Annotated in this window: 12 protein-coding genes; 11 read left to right on the forward strand and 1 reads right to left on the reverse strand. The window is 68.6% G+C overall.

The genetic code is table 11. The features are described 5' to 3' along the window. Nucleotides 1-318 precede the first annotated feature (318 nt). The 5 genes from BLR91_RS03695 to BLR91_RS03715 all read left to right on the forward strand — a co-directional run bounded on the left by BLR91_RS03695 (nt 319) and on the right by BLR91_RS03715 (nt 6,078). The gene (locus BLR91_RS03695) at nt 319-2,163 is read left to right on the forward strand and encodes an ABC transporter ATP-binding protein (protein WP_089877004.1); all 1,845 of its coding nucleotides are present in this window, start codon (nt 319-321) and stop codon (nt 2,161-2,163) included. Then, nucleotides 2,160-3,974 (forward strand): ABC transporter ATP-binding protein, encoded by a 1,815-nt coding sequence (locus BLR91_RS03700; RefSeq protein WP_089877002.1) that lies wholly within the window; start codon nt 2,160-2,162, stop codon nt 3,972-3,974. The genes BLR91_RS03695 and BLR91_RS03700 overlap by 4 nt, the downstream gene beginning before the upstream one ends. A 194-nt stretch (nt 3,975-4,168) precedes the next feature. Continuing rightward, nucleotides 4,169-4,471, forward strand: a complete 303-nt coding sequence (locus tag BLR91_RS03705; RefSeq protein WP_089877000.1) for a hypothetical protein — start codon at nt 4,169-4,171, stop codon at nt 4,469-4,471. 6 nt (nt 4,472-4,477) lie between these two features. Beyond that, nucleotides 4,478-5,635, forward strand: a complete 1,158-nt coding sequence (locus tag BLR91_RS03710) for a hypothetical protein (RefSeq protein ID WP_089876998.1) — start codon at nt 4,478-4,480, stop codon at nt 5,633-5,635. Further along, on the forward strand, nt 5,632-6,078 hold the full coding sequence (locus tag BLR91_RS03715; protein WP_089876996.1) for a hypothetical protein: 447 nt from the start codon (nt 5,632-5,634) through the stop codon (nt 6,076-6,078). The genes BLR91_RS03710 and BLR91_RS03715 overlap by 4 nt, the downstream gene beginning before the upstream one ends. 102 nt (nt 6,079-6,180) lie before the next feature. Here BLR91_RS03715 and BLR91_RS03720 read toward each other — a convergent pair whose 3' ends face one another. Then, a complete protein-coding gene (locus BLR91_RS03720) occupies nt 6,181-7,236 on the reverse strand; it encodes a hypothetical protein (protein ID WP_089876994.1) in 1,056 nt (351 codons plus the stop codon). A 178-nt stretch (nt 7,237-7,414) separates the two neighbouring features. On the opposite strand from BLR91_RS03720, the gene BLR91_RS03725 reads away from it, so the two are divergent. The 6 genes from BLR91_RS03725 to BLR91_RS03750 all read left to right on the forward strand — a co-directional run bounded on the left by BLR91_RS03725 (nt 7,415) and on the right by BLR91_RS03750 (nt 12,933). Beyond that, nucleotides 7,415-7,762, forward strand: a complete 348-nt coding sequence (locus tag BLR91_RS03725) for a response regulator (RefSeq protein ID WP_018191889.1) — start codon at nt 7,415-7,417, stop codon at nt 7,760-7,762. 43 nt (nt 7,763-7,805) lie between these two features. Then, entirely contained in the window at nt 7,806-8,450 is a 645-nt protein-coding gene (locus BLR91_RS03730; protein WP_018191888.1) for a LuxR C-terminal-related transcriptional regulator, read from the forward strand. Between the two features lie 4 nt (nt 8,451-8,454). Continuing rightward, on the forward strand, nt 8,455-10,293 hold the full coding sequence (locus BLR91_RS03735) for a sensor histidine kinase (protein WP_089876992.1): 1,839 nt from the start codon (nt 8,455-8,457) through the stop codon (nt 10,291-10,293). A gap of 295 nt (nt 10,294-10,588) precedes the next feature. Further along, complete coding sequence (locus tag BLR91_RS03740; protein ID WP_157694669.1) at nt 10,589-11,281, forward strand: cutinase family protein; 693 nt, start codon at nt 10,589-10,591, stop codon at nt 11,279-11,281. Nucleotides 11,282-11,291: 10 nt separating this feature from the next. Continuing rightward, nucleotides 11,292-11,630, forward strand: a complete 339-nt coding sequence (locus tag BLR91_RS03745) for a hypothetical protein (RefSeq protein ID WP_089921675.1) — start codon at nt 11,292-11,294, stop codon at nt 11,628-11,630. Nucleotides 11,631-11,757: 127 nt separating this feature from the next. After that, a complete protein-coding gene (locus BLR91_RS03750; RefSeq protein ID WP_089876988.1) occupies nt 11,758-12,933 on the forward strand; it encodes an inorganic phosphate transporter in 1,176 nt (391 codons plus the stop codon). The last annotated feature ends 2 nt before the right edge of the window (nt 12,934-12,935 follow it).

Below are 12,935 nucleotides of genomic sequence, written 5' to 3' on the forward strand. Positions count from 1 at the left end.
AATATGCTGTAGGGCTGCCTTGTCGCGGCAAAACGGACGTGTACATCGAGGCTGGGAGGACGCCATGACGACGATCGAGACCGCACGAAAGACCACCGTGCCCGGGTTCGTCGCCGCCCTCGCGGCCGACGCCCGACCGTCCGGGCGGTAGCTCCCCGCCCCTCGCCGCGCGCCGCCGCGCACGACACCGGGAGCGTCCGCGGACGCTCCTCGCATCCCCACCACAAGACCCGCCATCGTCGGCGTGTCTTCGGCGACTCCTCCGCGTGCTCGCCGCCGGCTCCATGACGTCGGACACTCACAGAAAACGGATCATCCATGTCTGTCGCCCAGACTCCGAACACTCAGACTCCGAAGACCACCGCGAAGCGGAAGAGCACCGCGCGCATCCTGCTGCGCATCCTCCCGTTCGCCAAGTCCGCCGCGCCCCGCATCATCCTGGGCATGGTGGCCGCGCTGCTGGCCAGCCTCGTCGCGCTGAGCATCCCGCAGGTGCTGCGCTGGCTGGTCGACGGCCCGCTGTCGACGGGTGACCCGTCGGCCGTGTGGCCCGCTGCGTTGCTCGTGGTCGGGCTGGGCGCTGCCGAAGCGGTGTTCATCTCGCTGCGGCGCTGGTTCGTGCTGACCCCTGGAACTCACGTCGAGGCGAAGATGCGCAACGCGCTGTACGCGCAGCTGCAGGATCTCCCGGTCGCGTTCCACGACCGCTGGCCGAGCGGTCAGCTGCTGTCGCGTGCGGTCAGCGACCTCAGCATGATCCGTCGGTGGCTGTCGTTCGGCATCGTGCTGCTGGTGGTCAATGTCGTCACGATCGTGGTCGGGTTCGCGATCCTGATCGGGTGGAACTGGGTCCTGGGGCTCATCTTCCTGGTGTGCTCCATCCCGCTGTGGATCTACGGGTTCGTGTTCGAGAACAAGTACTCGGTCATCGCGCGGCGCAGCCAGGACCAGGCGGGCGACCTCGCGACAGCGGTCGAGGAGTCGGTGCACGGCATCCGTGTGCTGAAGGCGTTCGGGCGCGGCAAGCACGCGCTGAAGACCTTCGAGTCGCGCGCGGAGGAGCTGCGCGGCACCGAGATCGAGAAGGCGAAGGCCATCGCCGGCATCTGGCTCTGGCTGCTGCTGGTCCCGGACGTCGCGTTCGGCATCTGCCTCGTCGTCGGCGTCTGGCTGTCGGCGCAGGGCCAGCTGTCGGTCGGCGAGCTCGTCGCGTTCTTCGCCACGGCGACCGTCCTGCGGTTCCCCGTGGAGTCGATCGGCTTCCTGCTGTCGATGACCTTCGACACCCGCACGGCGGCGGACCGCTACTTCGAGGTGATGGACGAGGTCAACACGATCACCGACCCCGCCCAGCCCAAGCGCATCGCCGAGCCGCGGGGAGAGCTCGTCTTCGACGACGTGCACTTCCGGTACCAGGACTCGCCGGAGCGCTTCCCGGACCTGCTCGACGGCATCCGCCTGACGGTCCACCCGGGGGAGACGATGGCCCTGGTCGGCCTGACCGGCTCCGGCAAGTCGACCCTGACCGCCCTGACGACACGGCTGTACGACGTGACGAGCGGCGCGGTGAAGGTGGACGGCGTGGATGTGCGCGACCTCACCCGCTACGACCTGCGCAAGGCGATCGCCATGGCGTTCGAGGATGCGACCCTGTTCTCGGCGTCCGTGCGCGACAACGTCCTGCTCGGCCGTGACGACCTCGATCCCGCCTCGGCGGAGGCCGAGCGCGTGCTCACCGAGGCCCTCGAGGTGGCGCAGGCGGGCTTCGTCTACGACCTCCCCGAGGGCGTCGAGACGAAGGTCGGCGAGGAGGGGCTCAGCCTGTCCGGCGGTCAGCGACAGCGGCTCGCGCTCGCGCGCGCCGTCGCCGCGAACCCCAGCATCCTGGTGCTCGACGACCCGCTGTCGGCGCTCGACGTCGACACCGAGGCGCTCGTCGAGGCCGCGCTGCGCCGGGTGCTCGCCTCGACCACGGCCCTGATCGTCGCGCACCGCCCGTCCACCGTGATGCTCGCCGACCGGGTGGCCCTGCTGGAGGACGGCCGCGTCACCGCGGTGGGCACCCACCACGACCTGCTCGCCAGCAGCGAGCACTACCGCTTCGTCATCTCCAGCCTGGAGGACGAGCAGAACGAAGAGATCCTCGAGGAGGTGAACCTGTGAGCACCACGACCGTCCTGGGCGTCGAAGGCGAAGAGCGCAACGACCTCAGCAAGGAGGAGAGCCGGCAGGTGCGGCGCCGTTCGCTGCACCTGCTGGGTTCGCTGCTGCACCCGCTGCGGATGCGGCTGGCGCTGACGGCCGTTGTGGTCGTCGTGAGCACGGCCGCCCAGGTGGCGGGCCCCGCGATCATCGCGTTCGGCATCGATAACGGCCTGCCGGCCCTGCTGAAGCAGGACTGGTTCCCGCTGGCGGCCGCCGGTCTCGCCTACCTGATCACCGGTGTGATCGGCGCGGTGCTCATCGCCTGGTACACGGTGCTGAGCGCGCGGATCAGCCAGGCCATCCTGCTCGACCTGCGCAAGCGGGTGTTCCTGCACACGCAGAAGCTGTCGCTCGAGTTCCACGAGTCGTACACGTCCGGCCGGATCATCTCGCGCCAGACGAGCGACCTGGACTCCATCCGGGAGCTGCTCGACTCGGGCATCAACCAGTTGGTCCAGGGCTTCCTGTACATGCTGTTCATCGCGATCGCGCTGTTCTCGATCGACTGGATCAGCGGTGTCGTGCTGCTGGTGTCGCTCGTGCCGCTGTACCTGCTGACGCGGTGGTTCCAGAAGCGCTCGCAGGTGCTGTTCCGCATCTCGCGGGTCGCGTCGGCGAAGCTGATCGTGCACTTCGTGGAGACCATGACCGGCATCCGCGCGGTCAAGGCGTTCCGCAAGGAGAAGCGCAACGAGAAGGACTTCGGCGGCCTGGTCGAGGAGTACCGGGATGTGAACGCCCGCGTCATCCAGCTGTTCGGGATCTTCGACCCGGGCCTCGTGATGATCGGCAACGTGACGGTCGGTGTCGTGCTGCTGGTCGGCGGCTTCCGGGTCGCCGACGGGCAGCTGGCGATCGGCGTGCTGCTCGCGGTGCTGCTGTACACGCGTCGCTTCTTCGACCCGATGGAGGAGATGGCGATGTTCTACAACTCCTACCAGTCGGCCGCCGCGGCGCTGGAGAAGATCTCCGGCGTCCTGGAGGAGGAGCCCAGCGTTCCGGATCCGGTGCAGCCTGTCGACCTGTGGTCGGCGCAGGGGCATGTGAGCTTCGACGAGGTCTCGTTCGCCTACAAGAAGGACCGCGTCATCCTGCCGGAGTTCACGCTCGACATCCCGGCCGGGCAGACGGTCGCGCTGGTCGGTTCGACCGGTGCGGGCAAGTCGACGCTGGCGAAGCTGATCTCGCGCTTCTACGACCCCACCGCGGGTTCGGTGAAGCTGGACGGCGTCGACCTGCGGGATCTGCACCCGAAGGATCTGCGCCGGGCGATCGTGATGGTCACCCAGGAGGCCTACCTGTTCAGCGGCTCGGTCGCCGACAACATCGCCCTGGGCAAGCCGGATGCGACGCGCGACGAGATCGTGCGGGCGGCGGAGGCCGTCGGCGCGCACGAGTTCATCGAGGGTCTGCCGAACGGCTACGACACCGACGTGAACAAGCGCGGCGGCCGCGTCTCCGCGGGACAGCGGCAGCTGATCTCGTTCGCGCGGGCGTTCCTCGCGGACCCGGCCGTGCTCATCCTGGACGAGGCGACGAGCTCGCTCGACATCCCGAGCGAGCGCCTGGTGCAGGAGGCGCTGCAGACGCTGCTCGCCGATCGCACGGCCGTGATCATCGCGCACCGCCTGTCCACGGTCGCGATCGCCGACCGGGTGCTCGTCATGGAGCACGGCCGCGTGGTCGAGGACGGCACGCCCGACGACCTCATCGCGGGCACCGGCCGGTTCGCCCAGCTGCACGCGGCCTGGCGCGACTCGCTGGTGTAGCGGTCGCGGTCGCGCGTGCGGCCGCTCGTCCGCCGGGGACCACGGGGAGACCTCCGTGGTCCCCGCCGCTGTCTCGGTGCCCCGTGGGATACGGCGATTGACCGCTATCAGCGGGCCATGGCGCGGTGGCCGCTAAGGTCCGTCATGTCGCGGGGACCGCTCTGGTCCTGCACTGCGACGGGATGGAGTGCTCTATGGAAGTCAGTCTGGATCTGGATGCGGTGCTGCATGGGGCGTCGCCGCTCCCCGGTGTGCGCGGTTCGCTGCCGAGCGGGTTGTTGCCGGCGGTGCTCGGGGTGGGCGACCCCACAGTGGATACCGCGCGGGTTGCCCTGAGCGACTGGTGGACGACGATGAGCGCGGGGATGGCAGACGACGTCGACGCACTGCATCAGCTCGTGACGGCGGCGGCGAACGCACAAGCTGCCCTGGATCGCCGGGCGGCGGCGGATATGAACAATGCCGGGGATCCAATGGCTCCCTTCCGGGTGAGGTAAGCGATCATGGCGGAATTCACAAAAGAGGACCCGGGCTGCGGCAACCCGGAGGGCATCGACGAACTGATGGAGCAACTGCTGCGGGATCAGGTACAGCTGGAGAACGCCCACACCGTCATCAACGATTCGGCGTGGGCGGTGAAGCAGCATTGGAAGGGAAAGGCCGGGGAGGCGGCGGCTGCAACGCACGAGGCGTTGAAGAGCAACATCGCTGCCAAGCATTCCCTGATCGGGGGCGCATTCACCGCCTGCCGGGACTATCGTGACGCGCACGAGACGGTGAAGGATCAGGCACGCGTCTGGGTGAACCAACTCGAAGCGGCACGGCAGACCATCAATGCAGCGTCAGAGATGATCAAAGGCCCGAAAAATGCTCCGGGCATGGCGGAGCTGATCGAAATCGCGGCCCGGAGCAAAGCGGCAGCCGTCGTCGAGGAAGCCGAGGCGCTCGAACGTCTCACGGCGCTCTACGAGGACCGCGTCGAGGCGCGAGACGCCTTTCGGAGTGCGATCGCGTACCTCACTGAGGAAGACGGCGGCATCAACGTCAAAGTGCGTGCGATCGACAATCCGAGTCCGAGCGGGCCGCCACGTCGAACGCAGGGGCCGAATGAGGCGGACCTCGGATCCATCCGCAACCTGATCGACCAGGCGAACGAATCGGTGTGGAGGATGGTCGCGGCGTGGGTGAGCGGGAAGGGGCCGCGCACCTTCGCCTGGGATGAGAGTGATCCGTTCACGCAGCTCTTCGTGCGGAGCGACAGCGTGGCCAAGGTCAAGGCGAGCATTCAAGAACAGATCCTTAACGGAAACTATCGCGACACGGGGCGTTATGACGCGCAAGGCGAAGATCTCCCGCGCGACCTGGAGACGATCACAAGTCTCGGGGGCAAAGGCAACCTGCCGGAGGCTTTCATGGGGTCATTCGCATACGACTACGACGTGACAACGGTGAATGGTGACGGCACTGCAACCGTCACCATTCACGCCTGGAACTACACCGACGTCGAATCAGCGACCCGTATCCCCGGAACCAGCAAAGCGCCCGGTGGCCCCTACTACCTTGGGCCGTACGCATCCATGAAATTCGTCCAGGACGTCCTCGGTGGCTATCAGACGATCCGGCAGGACATTACGTGGACCGAAACGGTGAGACTGCCATGATGTCGACATTGAGGGGGTCGAGCCGGGGAAATCCCGTCTGGTTGCTGTGGTTGATTCTGGGTCTCACGTTTCTGTTCATCGCGTGGGAGGTCGGTTCCTGGTTCTGGTTGCAGCGTCCGGTCGAGTTCACGGAGCGAGATCTGTACGGGACCTGGGTGAGCGATGGTCCGCATCCGACGACCCTGGATTTCACGAAGGATGGTGTCGTGACGATTTCCGGTGCGCCCCTCCCTCAGGCGCCTGAATACGAGCATCCTTCGGTGAGCGGTGTGACCCAGTGGAAGTTCTTCCCGGATACGCGCGATCCCCACGTGTCGGTCGGCGGAACCTCCACCCAGTCCATTTACGCGGAGAACTCGATGTTCTCGACCGTTCTGGCCTTGTACACCGGCGACCCGGACTCGGCCGGCACGAGAGTGGTCTTCAGGCACATGGGCGGCTAGCCCTGGTCGGGGCAAGCCTCGACCTCGCGGGCGATTCCGGCGGGGACCACAGGAAACCTCCCGTGATCCCCGCCGCCGGTCGCCGGGCGGTCAGGGGTTGAGTCAGCCGGCCGGGGACCAGGTCGAGCGCGCCCGCGACGGGCGCAGCGTGCGGTGTCCGCCCGCGCGAGCGTGCGGGGTGCGGCGCACGGAGGGTGCCTCGCGCGCCAGCGCCGTGCGGAAAAGGGGCAGGCGGGACAGCAGGCTGTCGCGCATCCCGTCGCGGAGCACGACCACCTCGCAGCCCGCGTCGATGTAGGCGCTCGCCGTCGGGCCGTCGGCAAACCGTGCCGCCGCGCCGGCGGAGACGGTGATGCAGTCGGCGACGAGCGCGCGGCCGGCCGTCGCCAGCACAGTGGTGCGGGAGGTCGCCGGGGCGACGAGCGAGCGGATTGTGCGGGCGAGCGCCGGCCACTCCGCCGGACGGATGGCCGTGCCGTCGGAGAACGTGTCGCCGAGGTCGAGCAGCTCGAGACGGTGGCCGGTCGCTACAGACACCTCCGCGCTCGCGTGCACGGCGCGCTGCAGCAACGTGACCAGGTCGGAGGCGGATGCCTCAGGAGCGACGGGGAGGGAGAGGCCGGCGACACGGACGCCGAGAGCCGCTGCGTACCGCGCGACCGCAACGGCGATCGCTGGGTCGATCCGGAGCAGCACGGTCGTACCGGCGGGTGCGGAGACGAAGGTGTCGAGATCGTCCGGGTCGTCGACGACGAACCGGCGCACCCCCGCCTCCCAGGCGGAACGCCGCTGCAGCCAGCGCGCACCGGGCGCGGCGTGCAGCACCCGGCCGAGGTCTGCTTCCACGCGGCGCAGCGCAGGGAGGGCGGCGTCGTGGGTCACGGTGAAGCCGGCGCCCTCGGCGGAGATGGTGGCGAGCAGAGCCGGATGTGCGAGAGCGCTCACGTCGAAGTGCACGTCCACCCAGGGAAAGGCGGCACGCAGGTCGCGGAAGCGGTGAGCGGCGCGGGAAAGGTCCATCACGACGACGGGCAGCTCGTCTTCACCACGTCGGCCTCGCCCGGAGTGACGGCCGTCCACCGCGCCCGCCCCGGTCGCCGCGTCCGTTCGGACGGCTGCGGCGCCGGTCGGGTCGGCGGTTCGGGTCGCGGTGGACATCGCCATCTCCTCGGGTGGACCTTCGTCCCGCCCAGCGGCGGGAACCTCGACGTTCGGGTCGTTGAGGTTGTCTCACATCCTGGCCCCGGCCCAGATGGCCCACATCCGGGGGGTCACCTCATTCCGTTTGCGTGGAGGCACGGATGACCCTCGGGGTGCGTGCGGAGATGATGGTGCCATGTACCTCCGCGTTGTGATCGTCGACGACCACGAGCGGTTCCGCGAACAGGCGGCGGAGCTGCTCCGCCTGGAGAGCTTCATGGTGGTCGGCGACAGTGCGACCGCCGCCGGCGGCATCGAGCTGAGCCGTCGGCTGGCCCCGGACGTCGTGCTGCTCGACGTCGGTCTGCCCGACGCCAGCGGCTTCGACATCGTGCCCGCGATGCGGGCGACGGGCGCCGCCGTCGTGCTCACGTCGAGCCGGTCGGCGACCGACTACGGAAGACGCGTCGCCGACAGCGGCGCGGAGGGTTTCATCAACAAAGACGAGCTGACCGGTGAGGCGATCCGCACCCTGCTAAGGTAAGCGCGTGAGCGGGGGACAGACTGTAGAGTCTCGCGCGCTCAGAGTGGCCGTCGCCGACGATGCAGTGCTGCTGCGCGAGGGGATCGGACAGATCCTGCGCGCGGGCGGTATGGAGGTCGTCGCCTCGGTGGACACCGCCGAGGAACTTCTGCGCGCCGTCGCGGCCGACGGGGATGTGGACGCGATCGTGCTCGACATCAAGATGCCGCCCACCCACACCGATGAGGGGCTGCGCGCTCTGGAGCGTCTGCGTGCGAGCGGTTCGCGCGCCGGCATCCTGCTTCTCTCCATGTACACCACCGCGTCGTACGCGATACGGGCGATGAGCGCCGGCAGCGGCACCGGCTACCTGCTCAAGGACCGCGTCGCCGACGCCGACACCCTGGTCACCGCCGTCCGCACCGTGGCACGCGGCGGCTCGGTGGTCGACCCCGAAGTCGTGCAGTTGCTCGTCACCGCACGGTCATCGGAGGCGACGGTCGAGTCGCTCTCCTCCCGGGAACGCGATGTTCTACGGCTGATGGCGGAGGGCAAGTCGAACGTGGGCATCGCCACCGAGCTGCACCTGAGCCTCCGCACCGTCGAATCCCACATCGGGCACATCATGGCGAAGCTGGGCGTGGAGGATTCCGCCGAAGGCCACCGGCGGGTGCTCGCGGTGCTGCGCTTCCTCGGCCGGGACGCCTGACCCCATGGATGCCGCGCTCCCGGCGCATCCGGAGGTCGCGCGCACCGGCGACGTGGGCGTCGCCCCGGCACGACCGGGCGCGGGCCGGCTGATCCTCCGCGCGCTCGCCGTGACCGTCACCATCGCGTCGAACGTCACGGCCCAGGTGCTCAGCGCGATCACCGGCGACTACGGGCCGCGTCCCTCCGGCGTCGGCTGGGCCATCGTCTTCATCTCCGTCGCGGTCGTCTACGTCGTCTGCGCGGTGATCGCCTGGCGGATCGTGCGGAGCCCCATCCCCGGCTGGCTCATGGTCGGAGCCGCCTTCTTCTGGTCGGCGGGCGCCTGGTACCCGCTGGTCCGGCAGTGGGGCTGGGTGTGGCCATGGGTGCAGGGCGTGACGGACTTGTGGGCGGTGCTGGTCGGGCTGCTCGTGCTCTGCTACCCCACGGGGAGGCTGGTCGCGCGTTTCGACCGCGCCATCCTGCTGGCCATCTCGATCGCCTTCGCGGTGCGTCTCGGCGGCACCCTGCTGTTCTCGTCGCCGGAGCCGTCCGAGTGCGGCTGCGTGATGAACCCGTACGCCGTGCTCCCCAGCGACACGGCCGACTACTGGCTGGGGCTTGCGTGGCGGTTCGTCGGCCTCGCCCTCATGCTGACCGTGGCGGCCCGCCTGATCGCCCGCTGGTTCACCAGCTCCCTCCCCGCCCGCCGGGTGGCCTTCGTGATGCCGCTCGCCATCCTGCTCTGGTGCTACGGCACGGTGCAGGACTCGCTGAGCTTCGCGTTCGGCTGGGACAGCGGCTGGTTGCAGTTCATCCCGCCGGTCGCGATCGCGCTCATCCCTCCGGCGTTCGTCGGCGGTGTGCTCTACGCGAGGGGACTGCGCTCGCGGATGGCGGACCTCGTCATCGTCGCGCGCGACAAGGTCGACCGCGGTCTGTGGGAGTCGAGCCTCGCGCGGATGCTGCACGACGGATCCCTGCGCGTGTTCTGGTGGGATGAGCCGCTGCAGAGCTACCAGACCAGCGACGGCAAGCCGGTGCCGGACGCCGGCCTGACCGACCGGCCGGGACGCTCGGTGCTCGCGATCGACTCCGACCAGGGACCGATCGCCCTGATCGAGCACGATGTAGCGCTCAGCCAGGATGACCGCCTGCTCGACGCCGTCTCCTCGGCCCTGCTGCTCTCGGTCGACAACGACCGGCTGCGCGGGAGGCTGGAGCGCACCATCCAGGAGCTGCGGGAGTCGCGCTTGCGCATCGTCGAGGAGGGCTACCTCGCCCGCCGGAAGCTGGAACGCGACCTGCACGACGGCAGCCAGCAGCAACTCGTGTCGTTGGCCATCAGCCTCCGCATCGCGACGTCCAAGGCCGAGGCGCACGGTGACGAGGAGCTCGCGGGCGACCTGCAGCGCGCCTCCGAGCAGCTCGCGGACGCCCTCCGCGAGCTCCGGGAGCTCGCCCGCGGCATCCACCCCACCGTGCTGACGGACGGCGACCTCCGTTCGGCGATCGAGGAGCTGGGACTGCGGAGCCACGTGCCCGTCGAGGTCCGCGTCGACATCGCCGAGCGGCTTCCCGAGGTGGTCGAGGAGACCATCTACTACTGCGTCTCGGAAGCCCTCGCCAACGCCGCCAAGCACGCGCGGGCACGCACGTGCACCGTCATGGTCTCGCGAGCGGACGCGACGGTCACGGTCATCGTGAAGGATGACGGCCAGGGCGGCGCGCGCATCGAGCCGGGCGGTGGCCTCGAGGGCCTCCGCGACCGGGTGGAGGCGGTGTCCGGCCGGGCGGAGGTGCGCTCGGTCGAGGGCCTCGGCACGATCATCGAGCTCACCATCCCGGTGCAGGGTTCCTGACCCGGTTGCACCGTCTCATGCCCGCGACCCCGACCCGGTTGACGCTGGCCCTGCGGCAATAACAGCAATCTCAGCGTCATAGCGACCCTGGGATTCGCGTCTCAAGGGATAAGCAGGTGTTCCGATACGACGGACGCCTCGTATCCGGAAGCGAGACGCCATGAGCGGAGCTGCTCAGATCACTCGAATTGTCATCGCCGCTATCGCCAGCCCTGGTCTCATGGCTAGCCTGTCCGCCACCTCCGCCTCGGCATGAGTGCCTGCTTCGAGGTGCGCATTCTCGACGTTGATCGGCGTGCGTGGCACAGATGAACCCGCTGGCTCGGGAAGCGCCAATGGTGGCCGTACCTACGCATCAGGAGGCCTCGGCGACGCAGTCGACTCCATCGCGAACTATGCCCGATCAGACAAGAACCTTCCCATCTACGTCGAGGCTCTGAACTACCCGGCGACGGCCTACCAGGCTCCATTCACCACCTACATCAACAGCGTCAATGTCGGTGTGGCGCGCCTTGCCGCCGAGGTGGAGAACCTCGCGTCTACCTGCCCGAGCACGAATAATCTCCTGGTCGGCTACTCACAGGGGGCGCACGTCATCAGCAACATGTTGTCCGGATCCAATCCGCCGGCCTTCACCACTGTGTCCTTGTCGCCCGGCGCCAGGGCCCACATCAAAGCGGTCGTCTTGCTCGCGAGCCCGTCGTTTCGGCCGGGTCAGAGTTGGAACGCACCCAACCAGGCGCGGACCACTGCCGGACTCTTTCCCGCTGATGCTGGCAAGCTCAGCGCGTGGACGGCCCTCGCCGGGAACTCGAATAACACGGCCCGGACGCAACAGCCGATTGCGCGCGAATGGTGTTTTGAAGGCGACGCATTCTGTCAATCCGCGTTTCCCAATGGCATGACGATTCACCGCAATTACTGGAAGTCGAGCGCGATGGCGGAAGCGTGGGGATTCATCTACCAGAAGATCACGTCGAATGAATAGGAGCGGTCAGGTGCAGAAGACAACGCGCCCGAGCAGCGCGGGTGCCGCGATGGCGATCGTTCTGAGCGTCCTCGCTGTCTTCATAGGAGGCGTACTCACCGCTGCCATCGCAGTACTCGATATGGGCGTCGCAGCCTGCGGACCAGCAACCGATTGCGACTATGGTGCGCTGTGGGTGGTCGGTCTCATCACGCCGAGCACCACGGTTGCCGGGGTGCTCGTCATCCTCGTGATGATCTACCGCCTCGGCCGGTCCAGGCGCGTGTGGTGGATCCCCCTCCCCGTGATCGGTGGGATCGTCGTCGCCTTTCTCGTCTCGGCCGCGATCACCGCGGAACTCCTTCCGTAGGTCGCTCACCATCCCGGTGCAGGGAACCTGACCAGAATTCATCCGCCGTTCACGAAGGCGGGCGGGGATCGGCGTACTCAGGGGGTGGGCGCAGCGAGCGTCCGTCCCCTTTCCGGAAGGACCGCCGATGGACATCCTCGTCACGGTCGTCGCCGTGATCGTCGTCGCCCTCGTCTTCGACTTCACGAACGGCTTCCACGACACCGCCAACGCGATGGCGACCTCCGTCGCCACCGGCGCACTCAAGCCCCGGACGGCCGTGCTCATCTCGGCCGTCCTCAACCTGGTCGGCGCGTTCCTGTCGACCGCAGTCGCCCAGACGATCTCCGGCGGCGTCATCAAGGAGGGGTCGTCGGGTGTCGACATCACCCCGACGATGATCTTCGCCGGGCTGGTCGGCGCGGTGCTGTGGAACCTGGTCACCTGGTACTTCGGTCTGCCGTCGAGCTCGACCCATGCGCTGTTCGGCGGCCTGATCGGCGCCGCGGTGATCGGGGCGGGCTTCGGAGCCGTCGACTGGGGCGTGCTGCTGAGCAAGGTCATCGTCCCCGCCCTGCTGTCGCCCCTGGTCGCGGGAGGCGTCGCCCTGGTGGCCACCTTCGCGGCCTACCGCATCACCCGTAACGCACGTGTCCACGGCGCGGAGGCCGGGTTCCGGCACGGCCAGACGGTGTCTGCCTCGCTGGTCTCGCTCGCGCACGGCACGAACGACGCCCAGAAGACCATGGGCGTCATCACCCTGACGCTGATCGCCGCCGGCTACCTGAGCTCCGGGAGTGCGCCGCCGTTCTGGGTGATCGTCTCGTGCGGCCTGGCGATCGCGCTCGGAACCTACCTCGGCGGCTGGCGCATCATGCGCACGGTCGGCAAGCGGATCACCGACGTCAAAGCGCCGCAGGGCTTCGCGGCCGAGACGTCGTCCGCGGCCACCATCCTGGTCTCGTCGCACCTCGGCTTCGCCCTCTCCACCACGCAGGTCACCTCGGGCGCCGTGGTCGGCAGCGGCCTGGGCAAGAAGCTCGCCTCGGTGCGCTGGGGCGTCGTCGGACGGATCGCGACGGCCTGGGTGGTGACGCTGCCCGCCGCGGCACTCGTCGGAGGGCTGGCGGCCTGGATCGCCTCCGCCAGCCTGGTCGGGCTCATCGGCGTCGCCGTGGTCGGGCTCCTCGCCGGTCTCGGACTGTGGGCGTTGTCGCGCCGCAACCCGGTCACCCGGCACAACGTCAACGAGGGCGACGAGGCCGAGGACGACGCGTCCGGCTCGCGTACGACGGCGCCGGTCGGCGCCGGACAGGAGGGATGAGG

Source organism: Leifsonia sp. 466MF, from assembly GCF_900100265.1.
GTDB lineage: Bacteria > Actinomycetota > Actinomycetes > Actinomycetales > Microbacteriaceae > Leifsonia.

What these genes read in the sequence shown, in the direction of transcription:
- BLR91_RS03720 (WP_089876994.1), bottom strand. Translation starts at nt 7,236, where the DNA reads ATGTCCACCGCGACCCGAACCGCCGACCCGACCGGCGCCGCAGCCGTC.
- BLR91_RS03735 (WP_089876992.1), top strand. Translation starts at nt 8,455, where the DNA reads ATGGATGCCGCGCTCCCGGCGCATCCGGAGGTCGCGCGCACCGGCGAC.
- BLR91_RS03705 (WP_089877000.1), top strand. Translation starts at nt 4,169, where the DNA reads ATGGAAGTCAGTCTGGATCTGGATGCGGTGCTGCATGGGGCGTCGCCG.
- BLR91_RS03715 (WP_089876996.1), top strand. Translation starts at nt 5,632, where the DNA reads ATGATGTCGACATTGAGGGGGTCGAGCCGGGGAAATCCCGTCTGGTTG.
- BLR91_RS03725 (WP_018191889.1), top strand. Translation starts at nt 7,415, where the DNA reads ATGTACCTCCGCGTTGTGATCGTCGACGACCACGAGCGGTTCCGCGAA.
- BLR91_RS03695 (WP_089877004.1), top strand. Translation starts at nt 319, where the DNA reads ATGTCTGTCGCCCAGACTCCGAACACTCAGACTCCGAAGACCACCGCG.
- BLR91_RS03710 (WP_089876998.1), top strand. Translation starts at nt 4,478, where the DNA reads ATGGCGGAATTCACAAAAGAGGACCCGGGCTGCGGCAACCCGGAGGGC.
- BLR91_RS03750 (WP_089876988.1), top strand. Translation starts at nt 11,758, where the DNA reads ATGGACATCCTCGTCACGGTCGTCGCCGTGATCGTCGTCGCCCTCGTC.